This window comes from Cobetia sp. BMC6 (genome assembly GCF_029991385.1).
Taxonomy (GTDB): domain Bacteria; phylum Pseudomonadota; class Gammaproteobacteria; order Pseudomonadales; family Halomonadaceae; genus Cobetia.
Genome location: NZ_JAKUMF010000009.1, coordinates 28153 through 43152, shown reverse-complemented (window position 1 = coordinate 43152; position 15000 = coordinate 28153). Strand labels below are relative to the sequence as shown.

The following is a 15000-nucleotide window of genomic DNA, read 5'->3' as shown; positions in this document are numbered from 1 at the left end:
TTGGTCAATACATTGTCGGGAAAAGCCCCAGTGTTCCGCTTGGGTCATACCCCATTCTATAGCGTATTGTTGTATTGGGAGTAATGGTGTCTTTCACTTCTTTTACTCCAGTCTCACAAAGCCCTTGATCCGCTGAAGCGCTGACGATATATGTACCCGGAGTAAGATCCAGCGAGACAGTTTCTGCAGGGTCAAGCTTGGCGGTTAGAACTCCATTGATTTTTACAATGATCCCGCAAGCGCTGCCTAACAGCCCACTATCACGGGTCAGAGTCAATGTCCCATGCTCCTCCTGTAAAGGTTGATTGTGTGCATAGATTCGTTCAGGAGGGACGGGGTCGGCATCTAATGATGAAATTGGCGTAGTAGAGCAACCTGTAATGGTAAGCATGAGTACAGTTGTTATTAGTGTGCGTGTCATGATTGCCTCAGAAATGGTGGGCATGAAGTTAGGAGCATGCAAAGACCATCATATATTTTGGTTGCTCGCAGGTATATTTAAATCAACTTAATCGACAGCATAATTCTCTTTGGCTTTAGCGTTTTCTCAACGGCTCCAGCAGCGCATTCAACCCGTTGTGATCAATCTCGTGCATCAGCGCGAGCAGGCGACCGATCTCGCCCTGCGGGAATCCCTTGCGCGCAAACCAGCCCAGATAATCCCCGGGCAGGTCGGCAATCAGGCGTCCGGCATACTTGCCATAGGGCATCTGGCGGGTCGTCAGTTTCTGCAGGTCTTCAGGGCTCATCCTTTGACTCTCATTCGGTTTCGGTAGGGGGGATGCTCTCAGTTGGCGGTGCCATTCTGGCATAGCTGAGTTGCGGTGGTTGGGTTTTGCCACACTATCGCCATGTCTCCTATAACCCCATAGCACGGAGAGACTCATGCCTCGCGATTACCAGAACCTGGAGCAGCTACCTCTCGCCGGTGAATGGCGTGCCGGACGAGCCGGCAAGACGCTTGAGGTGTTGGACCCCTTCGATCAGAGCTCGCTGCTCTCGATTTCCATGGCCAACGCCGAGGATCTCGACGCCAGCTATCGCAAGGCGCGCGATGCCCAGCCTGACTGGGCCCAGACGCCGGCAAGCGAGCGCGCGGGCGTGATGCACAAGGCGGTGGAGCTGATGGACGAGCGACGCGAGGAGCTGCTCGGCTGGTTGATTCGTGAGTCCGGCAGTACTCGCATCAAGGCGCAGGCGGAACTGGCCGCGGCTCGCGCGATCACGCTGGAATCTGCCGCGATGGCCAACCGCGTGGCCGGAATGGCGATGGAGGCTCAGGTGCCGGGCAAGGAGAGCCGTGTCTTTCGCAAGCCGCTGGGTGTCATCGGCATCATCAGCCCGTGGAATTTCCCGCTGCATCTGACCCAGCGTTCCCTGGCACCGGCATTGGCGCTTGGCAACAGCGTCGTCATCAAGCCGGCGAGTGACACGCCGCTGACCGGTGGCCTGCTGCTGGCCAGATTGTTCGAGGAGGCGGGCCTGCCTGCCGGCGTCTTGAGCGTGGTGGTCGGTTCCGGCAGCGAGATCGGCGATGCCTTCGTGGATCACGAGGTGCCGCGGCTGATCTCCTTCACCGGTTCCACCCAGGTGGGCAAGGGCATCGGCGAGCGCGCCGTCGGTGGTGATCATCTCAAGCACGTTGCCCTGGAACTGGGTGGTAACAGTCCCTTCGTGGTGCTGGATGATGCGGATATCGAGCAGGCGGTGGACGCCGCTCTGGTCGGCAAGTTCCTCCATCAGGGGCAGATCTGCATGGCCATCAACCGCATCATCGTCGATGAGTCGGTCCATGACGCCTTTGTCGATCGCTTCGTGGCGCGTGCCCGTGCACTCAAGGTCGGCGATCCCGCACAGGACGATACCGTCATCGGGCCGATCATCAATGCCAAGCAGCGTGATGGTCTACTCGAGATGATCGAGACGGCCAAGGGCGAGGGCGCCCAGGTGATGCTTGAGGGCGAGACGCAGGGTCAGCTGGTGCCGCCGCATGTGTTCACCGAGGTCACCAATGACATGAGTCTGGCCCGCAACGAGATCTTCGGTCCGCTGGTCGGCATCCAGAAGGCCCGTGATGAAGCTCACGCGCTGGAGCTTGCCAATGGCACCGAATATGGCCTTTCGGCGTCCGTCTTCACCGCGGATATCGCACGTGGCGAGCGCTTCGCGCGCCAGGTCGAGGCTGGCATGGTGCACGTCAATGACATGCCAGTGAACGATGACCCGCGCGCGCCCTTCGGTGGCGAGAAGAACTCCGGCCTTGGGCGCTTCAATGGCGACTGGGTGCTTGAGGAATTCACCACCGACCAGTGGGTCAGCCTGCAGGTCGAGCCCCGCCAATATCCGTTCTGATGTCTCTGACCTGTAGTTGACGCATGACAAGCAGCGCCCCGCTCAGCCTGATGCCTGAGCGGGGCGCTTTTGATGGTAGGTAATGCTGACGTGTCATGATGGACGAGGTAGGCAAAGAGCCAGCTCAGTGTGACACCCAAGGCATCCCTGTCGAGAGGACAGGGACACATGCTGTGATCATCAGCGCGACCGCCAGATGAGCCGTGCGTGAGAAGCGGATCAGGGCGCGCCTGACGGCGGATCAATGACTGATCAGAGAAGCGCTACCCAGCCAGGCAAGCCTGAGCGCCAGCAATGACAGCGCCCATTTGAACAGGCCATCGAAATGCCGGTTGGAGACGCGATCCAGAAAGCGCAGTCCGAGGCGGGTACCGATCAGGCCCGCGCCGATCATCAGCACGATCAGGGGCAACCACTCCTGGAAGAGAAACCCTGCCATGCCGAAGATGAAGGCTTTGGTGAGGTGCTGCGCGACCATGCAGGCCGCGAAGGTCGCCACCTTGGCGTGACGCTCGCCGCCGCCTTGCTTGATGAAGCTCGCGACCAGTGGGCCGCTGGCACCGATCAGACTCGAAAGGAAAGTCGTGATGGCTCCGGCGATCAAGGTGCCCGTGCGGCTCAAAGCTCGCTTAGGCAGTGCCGGCCCCCAGCAGGTGAACAGCACGAACAGCGCGATGGAAAGCTCCAGTACCCCTTCAGGCAAGCGGATCAACACCCAGGCCGCGACCAGCGCACCCAGCGCCACGCCGGGCAGAAAGGCCAACAGGCGGCGCATGTCGATATGGCGCCACGTCATCGCCATGCGCCCGCCGTTGGAGCCCAGCTGCACCATGCCATGCACCGGAATCAGGGCAGCGGCAGGCATCAACTGCGCCATGAACATGATCAGCAGGGTGCCGCCGCCGACCCCGACAGCTGCGGACATGGCTGACGTCAGCAGGGCAAGCAGCAGCAACGTGCAGACGATAGATAGCGAGAGCGGGAAATACTGCGCGAGGCCCTCAAGCAGGCTTGCGAGGTAGGGAATATCGGCGGGACTTGCGAGCATTGCGGGCATCCTGTGCAATTAGCCAATAGAGAGAGAATAGGGGCTCAGGCAGCCGACATGATGCATGTCCTGCCTGACAGGCGTGCAAGGCTACCGTGACCAAGAGGCGCTATCCAGCCAAGCGTGCGTGGCTGGATAGCGCCTAGGAGATTCGAGCGGCTTCGCGTGTTGGTGAAATTGCATGTTGCTGTCTTTTCAGCTAGAGATCAGCTTTCCCCTATAGGATGGTGAGGCTTACCATGGCATGTTGGTTTAGCCATATGCCGCAGTGTTCAGTGGGTGTTTTGTGGATCAGGAGAAAGCTGGCATGAAGCTGTTGTTGCTTGAAGATGATGACCTGCTGGCGGAAAGCCTGGCCGAGCTGCTTGAGGACAATGGTTATCGACTGGATGTCTCCTCCAATTTGAATGATGCGCAAGCCTTCATGGCAACCGAGCAGTACGCGCTGGCCATTCTGGATCTGGGACTACCGGACGGCTCCGGGTTGGATTTGCTCAAGCGCTGGCGTCAAGGTCAGGTGGATATTCCGATACTGATTCTCACGGCCCGTGACACGTGGGAAGACAAGGTCGTCGGTTTGCGCAGCGGGGCAGATGATTACCTGACCAAGCCATTTCATGAAGCAGAGTTGCTGGCACGTCTTCATGCGCTGCTTCGGCGTCGTCAAGGGGCAAGTCATGGGTATCTTCAGGTGAGCGGAATTCAGCTGGATGAAGAGGCGCAGCGTGTGTGCTGTGATGGAGAGCAGTGGGCGAGCTTGACGGCCACCGAATTTCGCCTGTTACGGTACCTCATGCATCATCCAGACAGAGTGCACTCCAAGACACAGTTGCTGGATCAGCTATATGCCCTGGAGCAGGACGCCGCGGCGCCCAATCTGGTAGAAGTCTATATCGCTCGCCTTCGCCGCCGCCTGGGCAAGGACTTGATACAGACCCGCCGCGGACAGGGGTATCTGCTTGTTTCACATCGATCGTCGTAGCCTTCGTTTTCGCCTGCTGACCCGCCTGGGAGGTGCATCCCTCGCGGTGGTGTTGTTTGCCTGGTATCTGCATGGCTTCTTTCTCCACGAGCTGGCGAAGGACTTTCTTGGGGAGCGTCTCAAGGATGAGGCATCGCATATCGTCACCTTGCTCAAGAAGGATGAGCGGCCTGTTGCCCAGCTCATGGCAGCGGCCCGTGAGGAATCTCTGAGCTTTCATCATTTCTATGTGTTGCGAGTCGGGGAGAAGGTCAGTACCTCGTTGCCTGCCTTGCCGACGCAGATGCTCCCTTTGCTTGAGGGCAAGGGGGATGCGTTATTCATGCATCAGTTTCAGCAACAGCCACTGTTGGTCTATCGGCACGTCTTCGATATCCGCGGGGACGCGGTGCAATTGTTGATTGCCGAGAATTTCTCGCCAGTGGAGCAGGGCTTGACCCGAGTTCATTGGTGGATCGCCGCCAGCGCCATCCTGTTGTGGGGGATTCTGATATCACTCAATCTGCTGGCGGTAAGGCGGGGGCTCAAGCCGTTGAGTGTCCTGCGCCATCAATTGAGTGAACTTCAGTCCGGGTATCGAAAGCGGATTGTGCTTGAGGCCCCTTCCGAGCTTGATGCGCTGGTATCACAGCTCAACACCTTGCTGGATGAGTTTGATCTTAGGTTGACTCGTTCACGAGAGTCTGTGGCGAATCTGTCCCATGCGCTCAAGACACCTCTGGCGGCACTGACACAGGTGCTGCGTGGCAAGCGACCGATCAATGAGGTACGTCGTGGCAAGATGCTGCAACGTGTAGAGACGATTCATTCCCAGCTGGAGACAGAACTCAGGCGAGCCCGCATTGCTGGCCCGCGCGCCGGTCAGACAACACGCCCGGTTGAAGAGGCCCAGCGCTTGATCGAGATGTTCCAGGGGATCTATCCGCAGCGTACCTTCTTGCTGGAGTGTCTGGGCGTATCTAATGAGCATGCGGATAGCTGGGTGAATGTCGAGACACAGGATTTCACCGAAATGCTCGGCATATTGCTGGATAATGCGGGCAAGTGGTCTGTCAATCAGGTGCAATGCCGATTGACGATAGAGAGTGACCAGATCGTGCTCTGCGTCGAGGATGATGGTCCGGGGGTGCCGCAGGCACAGTTGGCCCATCTTGGCGAGCGTGGGTGGCGTCAGGACGAAACTCACCCGGGTTATGGGTTGGGGCTCTCCATTCTTGCCCATCTCGTCAAGCATTACGCTGGTTGCGTGAGCTACTCAACAGCCGGCGCAGGGGGATTGAGAGCCGAGGTGCATCTGCCCACACGCAAATAGGCACTCCATTCAGGTTCGTTTCAGCTTGCCGTGGCTTCATCCATGTCATGACTCTTCATTCATGACTCGGGAGCAGCAACGGCCATGGCACCAAAACCGTCTGAATTTTCTGTATCACGTCGTCAGTTGCTCAAGGGAGGTTCTGCCCTGGGGCTGGGCGCAATGGTGTCAGGCGTGGCACCCGCCTGGGCCAACCCCTGGGGGCGCACATCAGGTTACTCCCAAGGGGTTGAGCATGGGCCCGAGATCTCTCTTGTCATTCGACGTGAAGACATCGACATTGCCGGGCAATTCGCTCGTCCTATCAGCATCAATGGCAGTAGTCCCGGGCCCATGGTGCGCTTGAAGGAGGGGCAGGATGCTGTCATCAAGGTGACAAACCTGCTCGATGAGCCAACCTCCATTCACTGGCATGGCATCATACTTCCTCCGGAAATGGACGGCGTGCCGGGTATCAGCTTCGCAGGGATAGCACCGGGCGAAACCTTTACCTACCGGTTTCCTGTCACTCAGAGCGGTACCTACTGGTATCACAGTCATTCAGGCCTCCAGGAGCAGGAAGGCCACGCAGGTCCATTGATCATCGACTCCGCAACACCCGAAGCCTTCACCTATGATCGTGAGCATGTCCTGCTGCTGACTGACTGGACATTCGAAGACCCCAAGTCCGTATTTCGCAATCTCAAGACCATGGAAGGCTACTATAACTACCAGGAGCGCACCGTCGCTGATTTCTTTGCGGATGTACGACGGGGTGGTTGGGTGGACACGATCGAGTCGCGCAGCATGTGGGCAGAGATGCGCATGAGCTCACGGGATATTGCCGATGTCACCGGCAGTACCTATACATATCTTCTCAATGGTCATTCACCAGAAGAAAACTGGAGCGCGCTATTCAAGCGTGGGGAAACAGTGCGTCTGCGTGTCGTCAATGGCTCGGCAATGAGCTACTTCGATTTACGCATTCCCGGCTTGAAGATGACCGTGGTGGCGGCAGATGGTCAGCCAGTGCAACCGGTTGAAGTGGATGAGTTCCGTATTGCCGTGGCGGAAGCCTACGATGTGCTGGTGACACCGGAAGATGACAAGGCGTACACCATCTTCGCCGAAGCCATGGACCGCAGTGGCTACGCGCGAGCCACGTTGGCACCCCGCCCCGGAATGGAGGCGCCCGTACCTGAACAACGGCAGATCGCTGATCGCGGGATGGAGGCCATGGGCGCTCATGCTGGAATGGACCATTCGCAGATGGCAGGCATGGATCATTCGCAGATGGCGGGCATGGATCATTCGCAGATGGCGGGCATGGACCATTCGCAGATGGCGGGCATGGACCATTCGAAGATGGCAGGTATGGACCATTCGAAGATGGCAGGCATGGACCATTCGAAGATGGCAGGCATGGACCATTCGCAGATGGCGGGCATGGACCATTCGAAGATGGCAGGCATGGACCATTCGAAGATGGCAGGTATGGACCATTCGCAGATGGCGGGCATGGACCATTCGCAGATGGCAGGTATGGACCATTCGAAGATGACTGGCCTGCAAGCCGATGCAGCCCAGGGCGGCATGCTGATGGCGGGTGCTGCTCAGCAAGGGGCTCGTTATGACCAGGCAGGAATCGGTCTGGACCAGTCGCTGCGTCGTGTACTGGTCTATCAGGATCTCAAGGCCTATTCACCATGGCCGGACAGACGTGGGCCCATGCGCGAGATGGAGTTGCATCTGACCGGCAATATGGAACGTTATATGTGGTCCTTCGATGGCAAGAAGTTCAGTGAAGTCAATGGCCCTATTCATTTTCATAAAGATGAGCGCCTCCGTCTCATCTTGATCAATGACACCATGATGGAGCATCCCATTCATTTACATGGGATGTGGATGGAGCTCGAGAATGGCCACGGTGACCTGATCCCTCGCAAGCACACCTTGAATGTCAAACCCGGTGAGCGCGTCTCAGCGTTGATCACTGCCGATGCAGAAGGTAGCTGGGCTTTCCATTGTCATCTTCTGTACCACATGGATGCAGGTATGTTCCGTGTCGTAAAGGTTTCCTGAGGAGTCATCATGTCAATCAGTCAGCATTCATTTCGTCTTGCCTGCGTGACGGTATGTCTATTCTCCAGTGCTGGTGCCTCCCAGGCATTTGCCCAGGATGGATATGATGCCCCGGCGTCATGGCCATCGCCCATGGCCGAACATCTCCAGTGGAGCGCAGTTTTCGATCGCCTGGAATATAGCCTTCCGGACAAGGGAGAGGACTCCCTGGTGTGGGATTTTCAGGCCTGGTATGGCGGAGATACCCACCGCGTCTATCTCAAGTCAGAAGGGGAGAATGTCCAAGGCGATGGTGAAGAAGCCGAGTTTGAATCCCTTGAGCTTCTCTACAGTCGCCTGGTTGCCGATTTCTGGGAGTTCCAGGTTGGAGCTGGCTATCAGGGTGGTGTGTTCAACGATGATCATGATGAAGGCGTATATGGGGTCTTCGGCTTTCAGGGGACCGCCCCCTACCGGATCGAGACGGATGCCGCAGTGCAGTACCGAGAGGAAGGTATCGTGACTGCCAGCCTGGAGCTTGAACATGATGTGCGCCTGACCCAGCGCTGGTATCTACAGCCACGTAGTGAAATGGTGTTCGCTGCCAATGAGTCCAGGCAGCAGGGGATTGGGACGGGCCTCAACTCAGTACGAATCGGCTTGCGTGCACGCTATGAGATAACTCGGCGGGTAGCGCCTTACGTCGGCATGTACTGGCAGAGAGAGTATGGCGAAACCGCCGATATGCAGCGTGAAGAAGGTGAGGATGTGGAGGATACGGCTGTCGTGGTCGGTGTGCGCATGATGTTCTAGAGGAGTCAGGATGGCAGTGACATTTTTCAATTGAATAGCGGTGGTGTAGTTGCGTGATCATGTTTTACATGAATATGCAGAATGGCCTTTTGATTGGGAGACTATGTCTTATGGTTTTGTACAATGTGATGATAATCTATTCCATTTTCAGGATGTTTTCAGGTTGTGTTGCCATGATGATAAGTGAACCCATAAAGAGATGATTTTCATGAAAACATCAACGCTGTTACTTGCTGCTACCATGACTTTTTTTACCGCTGTGACGCAGGCCAATGATGAGCATAGCCGTCTTCCGACTCTTTCGGCTGGAGTTTCAGAAACATATGGACTTGTGGCTGGAAAGCCATTGCGTTTCCAAATAGCCGTTGAACATGATGCAGTTCTAAAGATCAGCAGTCGACATTTTGCAGCTGATTCGAGTAAGAACAACTTGATGACTGCTGTGCTACGAGACCCACAAGGAAATGTCGTCGCGACAGCCTCTGATGATAATGGGCATTTTTCACTGGAGCAGGATGTCCAAGAAGGCTATTACCAATTGGAGGTCGCAGGAAATTCAATAAGTGGTTCGGCTGACGAAAATGGGCGTAGCTATTCTCTAAATGTTGCTTTTGAATAAGAGGTGGTTATGGCGAAAGATGATCAATGATAGGTTTAATGTAAATTGCTGAGCGATATTTGAAAATTATTCATTGATGTTGTGTTGTAAATAAGGCGTCACTCTGGATCGTGTTGATGGCCGGCATTCGTCGGCCTTTTTTTTCGCTTTGGTTGACAGCCTTGTCATTGACTATTCTTGCCGTCTAAAAGGGGGGCGACATGAAGAAATTATTGTTGGGGATGTGTCTGGCATTCATGGTGCTGCTGGCAGCAGGGGCCGGAGTCATTTACTCCGGCGTCGTCAGTGTCGCGGCAGATGATCCGCATGGGTCATGGGTCCATGGAATTCTTGAAACGGCGCGTGAACGTTCGATCGAAAGCCACGCGAGTGATATCGCCGCGCCACCCCTCGATGATGAAGCCATGAAAGTGGCGGGGGCCGGCAATTATGCATCGATGTGTGCCTCCTGCCATCTCGCGCCAGGCATGCAAGAGACAGAGCTCAGCAAGGGGCTTTACCCCAGTCCACCGAATTTTGTATCTTCGGATATGCATGGTGAGCCTGAAGAGCGCTTCTGGGTCATCAAGCATGGGATAAAAGCCAGCGGAATGCCGGCATGGGGCAAGAGCATGCAGGATGAATATATCTGGCAGATGGTCGCTTTCATGCAAGAGCTACCGGACATGAGTGCTGCTCGTTATACGGCTCTTGTGGCAGCAAGTGATGGTCATCAACATGGCGGAGGCGAGACTGCACAATCACCGTCATCGCATCATGACGATGACACCCGCCAATCACATCACGCTAGGGAAGCTGATGGGCCTGCTGATTTACAAGACAGCCATGAGCCGGAGGGCAGTCATGAGCCGAAAGAGAATCATGAGCCGAAGGACAGTGGCCGGGCTGAGGATCATCCTCACTCATCACATGATGCAGAGCATCAACATTGAGGCCAGGGCCAGCATCAGGCATCGGAAGTGACGTACACGGCCAGCCGCAAACAACATGACCTGCCTGACAGGCGTACGATGCCAGAGCCGGCCTCAGCTTGAAGAGGTGGTGCACGGCGACATTCTCGATGTGCTGGCAGAGACGCCGGCATCCTGCGTGGCGATCAGCTGTCGCATCAGTGCCAACTGGCAGCAGGGCGAGCAACTCGCGAGACTCGTCGAGGTGATTCTTCGTCATCCACGCCTGCGAATCGTGATCGATGCCTGTGATGTCGAACGTCTGCCGTTGTCCACGCGCATCGTGTCGGGCAGCGGTCGCCATCAACTGGCCTGGCAGACCCTGTCACGTCACATGCTGGAGCCGGAATGGGGCATGCATGCCGTCCACTGGCGGGGCGAGAAGCCTGATAGGCCGGCATGGGTCAGCGCCTGTGAACCTGCGACGCTGACCCGATGTCTTGCCCGCCAGTTGCCTGGTCATGAGGTGCGTTGTCTGCCGCCCCTGATCCCGCAGGACCCCGGCTTCACGCTCGTCATCACGCCACGCACGCCCTGATTCCCCCGCACGTTCTCATTCTCATGCCGGCCATCGGCGTGAGCTGATGTGTGAGCCAATTCGCGAGCAGAGGCATGCCGTGCCGAATCACGCCGTCTGGGTAGCTTCCTCGACCCGCTCGGCGCGTTCGGCACGCTTGAGCATGCGATAGCGAGAGCGCACCTCGTCACGTTCCAGGTAGCAGCCTTGCAACCAGCGGCTGCCGCTGTCGCCCTCGAAGGCATCGCGGGCGTGCAGCAGGCGGCGATTGTCGAAGATGACCATGTCGCCGGGGGCATAGGTGAAGCGCATGGCGAAGCGCGGCTCACGCAACATGCGCTGTAGCGTCATCAGTGCCTCATAGGCGGTCTCGGTCTGCTCGAACGGCGCCATCATCGGCCCGCGCAGGAAGTCGGCGATCCGTACCTCCAGCAGTTCTCCTGCCTGACCCAGCACGATCATCGGCGAGTACCAGACATGATCGGTATTGCGCGAGGTATTGGCGTAGCGCCAGTGCACCGTGGTGAGTGTCTCGTAGGCCTCGGGGTGTTCTTCCTTTAGCGCCGCCGCGATGGCGAAGCCATCCATCATCACCGCCATGCCGCCTTCCACGGTGTTCTCGAGACAATAGAGGCACTGCAGGCCCGGCTGATATTCCCGGGTCGGCAGGTCCACATGCGGCGGCAAGGCGATGGAGGTATAGGCGTTGGAATCCGGGTTCTGGATCGCGCGGACATTGAAGAGGTGGCCGAAGTTGGTGGTGCGGATCGAGCCGATGCGTTCGGCGACCTTTTCGATGGCGCCTTCTTCCGTCGGCAGGTCGCGCAGGCGCACCAGTCCCTTGCCGAGCAGTTCGTGCAGGGTGGGATACAGAATTTCCGCCTCCTGCGCGCTGCCATGATCGGCCTCGGCCAGGCGGGCGGCATCGATGGTCGGCGGCTGATCCAACTGCTCACCGTGCCAGAGCGTCAGCGGTGGCAGTTCCGGCGGCAGCGCGTCCTGGTTGTCATAGTCATTGGCACGCAGGAAGCCCGGGTGGAAGCGCAGGCTGCGGTCTTCGGGCGTGAACAGCACGCTGAGTGCGCCGTCCTCATCGATGCTGGCCTCGGCGATTTCCGGCCAGGCGGGAATCTGGGAGAGGTCCAGAATGCGTTCGCGCGTCGCCGGATTGACGGTGGTATCGTCCGCGGCGTTCTCGCGCAACCAGACACTATGAAAACGGCTGACGCGGCCATCGCTCCAGGTCACGCTCAGATAGCGTGCTTCGTGAATGACCTTCACGAGAGTCTCGTCAATTGGCCAGCTGTCGTAATCGGGTGTGATCGGGAGCGCCATGGAGAGTCCTTCCTTATGTCAGGTGAGCGATTCCCCGACAGAATGGCAGCCCACGGCGCTCGCTACTGTGCCTAATTCGACATCCACTGTGCCCAATTCGACATCGCGTTGCGGGTATCGGGCGTGGATCACCCCAAGGGGCGCGGTGGCTGGCGGCGTGCCTGGGTCGGGGTGATGCCGAAGCGACGGCGAAAGGCGCGGGTGAAACTCGAATGCGAGGTGAAACCACAGGCCAGGGCGATATCGGTCACGCCATGGCGGGTATCGTGAAGCAGGCTGCGTGCGTGCAGCAGGCGACGCTCCCCATGATAGGCGCGAGGCGTGCAGCCGAGCCCTTGCTGAAAGCGGCGCTCCAGCTGGCGCCATGAGAGGCCGAGCTCCTCGGCGAGTGCCTCGATGCTGAGCGGGGCCTCCAGGGTGTTCTCCATGCGAGTGATCGCACGCCTGAGCAGCGGGTCGGCCAGATCGGCCGTCTGCTGGCTGATGCCGCGCTGGCGGCTGGCCGGCAGGCGACCCTGATCGAGAATCAGCTGTTCGCGTACCGCCTGATAGAGCGTCTGGCCATGCTGGCGGCGAATCAGCTCCAGGCTCATGTCCAGCGGGGCGCTGCCGCCGGCGCAGAAGAAGCCATCGTCACTGATTTCATACAGTGACTCCACGGCGTCCACCTCATCGAAGCGCTGGTTGAATTCCGGCAGGCTTTCCCAATGCAGCGTGACCGTCTTGCCGGTGAGCAGGCCGGCGCGCGCCAGCACGAAGCAGCCGGTGTCCACGCCGCCGAGCTGGCAGCCGCTATGGGAGCGCTCCTGCAGCCAGTGCAAGGTGCGGTCTTCCAGATAGGCTTCCGGGGCAAAGCTGGTGCACACCACCAGCTTGTCCACTGCGGCAAGCTCGTCACGTGCGGTATCCACCGGCAGCACCATGCCGTTGGAGGCCTTGACCGACGCGCCATCCTGGCTTGCGAGTGTCCACTGATACAGGCGTGTTCCGCGCAGTCGATTGGCGATGCGCAGCGGCTCGATCATCGAGAACAACGCGACCATCGCGAAGCCCGGCAGCAGGAAGATACCGAGTTGGTGACGGTCAGCGGGGGCAGGCGAGGCAAGGGTGGCGGTCAAGGGCGCAATGCTTGTGGGCTGGTCAGACAGCACGCCGTCTTCCGGGAGGCCGAAGGCATAGGACGCATCGGGCGGCGTAGCGCTGGAATCGTGTGAAGGCATGAGGATAGGCAACGACGACGTCGGGTGGCTCAGCAGTAGGGGATGGGCCTGACCTTAGCGTGTTCGCTACCTGAGTGCGAGAGGGGGGATGACGTGACGCGAGGGCTTCGGCGCGAGGGCTTCGGCGAGAGGGCTTGGTGAGCGGGCTTTGGTGAGAGGGCTCCGTCCTGCTTGGCGCTCCTGATCAGGCCAGGCAGGACGGAGCAATTCACGCATCATTGCGTTACAGCATCCTGAGGCAGTTGCGTCCTTCTTCCTTGGCCGCGTACATGGCTTCATCGGCGCGTGCGATCAACTGCTCGCGCGTGGCGCGGTCATCGGGTTCCAGGCAGGTCATCCCGATGCTCAATGACAGGGGCAGACGTTGGCCAGCGTATTCCACGACACTGTCCTTCATGCGTTGTCGCAGCAGGTTGATGCGCGTGGCCGAGTCACTGAGCAGCGAGTCAGGCAGAATCGCCAGGAATTCCTCGCCACCCCATCTGGCGAGGGTGTCGCCGGGCAGCAGAATCTCCTCGGCGAGGACGCTCAAGTGTTGCAAGGCAAGATCACCGGCGTCATGGCCATGATTGTCGTTGATCTTCTTGAAATGGTCGAAATCCAGCAGTGCCACGCACAGGGGGTGGTCAACCTCGGCGGTGGCCAGTGCCGCGATGCTGTCATCCAGTACCTGCTGGGCATGACGGCGATTGTAGAGGCCTGTCAGCGGGTCGGTGATCGCGATCTTCTCGAGCGCCTGATGCGCTTCCTTCAGGGCATTGATGTCATTGGCACGCGCGACTTCGTGGCCGGCCCACAAGGCGATGAGACGTACCAGCTCGATGTCTTCGGGGGTGAAGGGCGGTACCGGATCAGGGCTTGAGAAGTTGAAGGTGCCGTAGCGCTCACCATCCACGATCACCGGCGCCCCGATGTAGGCTTCCAGATTGAAGTTGGCATAGCAGGGATGGTTGCGGATCTCACTGCTGGCCACATGATGGAAGGCCTGGACGCAGTCGGCCTTGTAGACGTGATCGCAATAGGTATCGCTGAGCGAGAAACTCAGTCCCGGTTCCAGCAGGTCTTCCGGGTGACAGGCGCGCTGGACGACGTATTCGCCGTCCTGGATGCGGCTGAAGATACCGATCGGCAGGCCGAAATGGGCGCAGCCCAGTTTCAGCAGCTCATCGATGCGCTCATTGAAGTTGAGTTCACGTGATGAGGTGATGGCATGCAGGCTGTGCAGGGTATGTTCCGCCGTCACACGGCGTGAGACATCGCGGATCAGCCCGAACATGAAGATGTTGTCGCTGGTGGGGTCCTTGATGGGGCCGCCGAGCGTTTCCCCATAGAAGTAGGTGCCATCCTGGCGTCGGTAGCGGATGACCCGGCCTTCCTTGGCGGGCTGGGCATCGACACGAAAGCGCCTCTGCCCCTGGCGCTCGAACTCATCGCTGGAGGCATACAGCATACGTGTCTGCTTGCCGATCAACGCTTCACGCGGGTAGCCGAATGCCTTCACCGCACTGTCATTCAGGTAGGTAATATGGCGCTGATCATCTGCAAGCAAGATGATGTCGTCGATCTGGCCCAGCATCTGGCCCAGCAGGGTTTGAATCATCTCAAAGCGTTGCATGACGCAGGCTCCTTGTGGGGTGCCGCTATCTCGGCAGAGGCATTCCTTGCCGCAGACATCCATCCTGTCGCCGGGAAGGCACGGTATTTCCGTCGTCAAGCTCAGGCTTCACGCCGGATGTTGTACGATACAGAATTCATATTATCGTATGAGGATGCAGACGCGTCTTGCTCTCATCCTGCCCGGCATTCGTATAT

Annotated in this window: 14 protein-coding genes; 8 read left to right on the top strand and 6 right to left on the bottom strand. The window is 58.3% G+C overall.

Annotation, left to right across the window (positions count from 1 at the left end; translation table 11 throughout):
- Window positions 1-4: 4 nt before the first annotated feature.
- Window positions 5-421, bottom strand: a complete 417-nt coding sequence (locus MKZ40_RS14175; RefSeq protein ID WP_152965372.1) for a hypothetical protein — start codon at window positions 419-421, stop codon at window positions 5-7.
- A gap of 115 nt (window positions 422-536) precedes the next feature.
- The gene (locus MKZ40_RS14170) at window positions 537-749 is read right to left on the bottom strand and encodes a DUF3820 family protein (RefSeq protein ID WP_175090234.1); all 213 of its coding nucleotides are present in this window, start codon (window positions 747-749) and stop codon (window positions 537-539) included.
- A gap of 136 nt (window positions 750-885) precedes the next feature.
- Between MKZ40_RS14170 and MKZ40_RS14165 the strand changes: the two genes are divergently transcribed.
- On the top strand, window positions 886-2352 hold the full coding sequence (locus MKZ40_RS14165) for an aldehyde dehydrogenase family protein (protein ID WP_175090233.1): 1467 nt from the start codon (window positions 886-888) through the stop codon (window positions 2350-2352).
- A 241-nt stretch (window positions 2353-2593) separates the two neighbouring features.
- Here the strand turns inward: MKZ40_RS14165 and MKZ40_RS14160 are convergent, their stop codons facing one another.
- On the bottom strand, window positions 2594-3400 hold the full coding sequence (locus MKZ40_RS14160) for a sulfite exporter TauE/SafE family protein (protein ID WP_175090232.1): 807 nt from the start codon (window positions 3398-3400) through the stop codon (window positions 2594-2596).
- 307 nt (window positions 3401-3707) lie between these two features.
- Here MKZ40_RS14160 and MKZ40_RS14155 point away from each other — a divergent pair, with 307 nt between their 5' ends.
- From MKZ40_RS14155 to MKZ40_RS14125, 7 genes are all read left to right on the top strand, one after another.
- Complete coding sequence (locus MKZ40_RS14155) at window positions 3708-4382, top strand: response regulator transcription factor (RefSeq protein WP_153635664.1); 675 nt, start codon at window positions 3708-3710, stop codon at window positions 4380-4382.
- Window positions 4383-4530: 148 nt separating this feature from the next.
- Window positions 4531-5694, top strand: coding sequence for an ATP-binding protein (locus tag MKZ40_RS14150; RefSeq protein ID WP_254627155.1), 1164 nt, complete (start codon window positions 4531-4533; stop codon window positions 5692-5694).
- Window positions 5695-5778: 84 nt separating this feature from the next.
- A complete protein-coding gene (locus MKZ40_RS14145) occupies window positions 5779-7755 on the top strand; it encodes a copper resistance system multicopper oxidase (protein WP_175090231.1) in 1977 nt (658 codons plus the stop codon).
- Window positions 7756-7764: 9 nt separating this feature from the next.
- A complete protein-coding gene (locus MKZ40_RS14140; RefSeq protein WP_084589316.1) occupies window positions 7765-8547 on the top strand; it encodes a copper resistance protein B in 783 nt (260 codons plus the stop codon).
- 208 nt (window positions 8548-8755) lie between these two features.
- Window positions 8756-9166: a hypothetical protein gene (locus tag MKZ40_RS14135; RefSeq protein WP_153635667.1), complete on the top strand. Its 411-nt coding sequence runs from the start codon at window positions 8756-8758 to the stop codon at window positions 9164-9166.
- Between the two features lie 200 nt (window positions 9167-9366).
- On the top strand, window positions 9367-10098 hold the full coding sequence (locus MKZ40_RS14130) for a cytochrome c (RefSeq protein ID WP_175090230.1): 732 nt from the start codon (window positions 9367-9369) through the stop codon (window positions 10096-10098).
- Window positions 10099-10153: 55 nt separating this feature from the next.
- Window positions 10154-10654 (top strand): hypothetical protein, encoded by a 501-nt coding sequence (locus MKZ40_RS14125; protein ID WP_175090229.1) that lies wholly within the window; start codon window positions 10154-10156, stop codon window positions 10652-10654.
- Between the two features lie 87 nt (window positions 10655-10741).
- On the opposite strand, the gene MKZ40_RS14120 is transcribed toward MKZ40_RS14125, so the two are convergent.
- The 3 genes from MKZ40_RS14120 to MKZ40_RS14110 all read right to left on the bottom strand — a co-directional run bounded on the left by MKZ40_RS14120 (window position 10742) and on the right by MKZ40_RS14110 (window position 14803).
- Window positions 10742-11968 (bottom strand): TauD/TfdA family dioxygenase, encoded by a 1227-nt coding sequence (locus MKZ40_RS14120; RefSeq protein ID WP_175090228.1) that lies wholly within the window; start codon window positions 11966-11968, stop codon window positions 10742-10744.
- 128 nt (window positions 11969-12096) lie between these two features.
- Complete coding sequence (locus MKZ40_RS14115; protein WP_225348017.1) at window positions 12097-13086, bottom strand: GlxA family transcriptional regulator; 990 nt, start codon at window positions 13084-13086, stop codon at window positions 12097-12099.
- A gap of 325 nt (window positions 13087-13411) precedes the next feature.
- Window positions 13412-14803 carry a diguanylate cyclase gene (locus tag MKZ40_RS14110; RefSeq protein ID WP_175090227.1) on the bottom strand — a complete coding sequence of 464 codons (1392 nt, stop codon included), beginning with the start codon at window positions 14801-14803 and terminating at the stop codon, window positions 13412-13414.
- Between the last annotated feature and the right edge of the window lie 197 nt (window positions 14804-15000).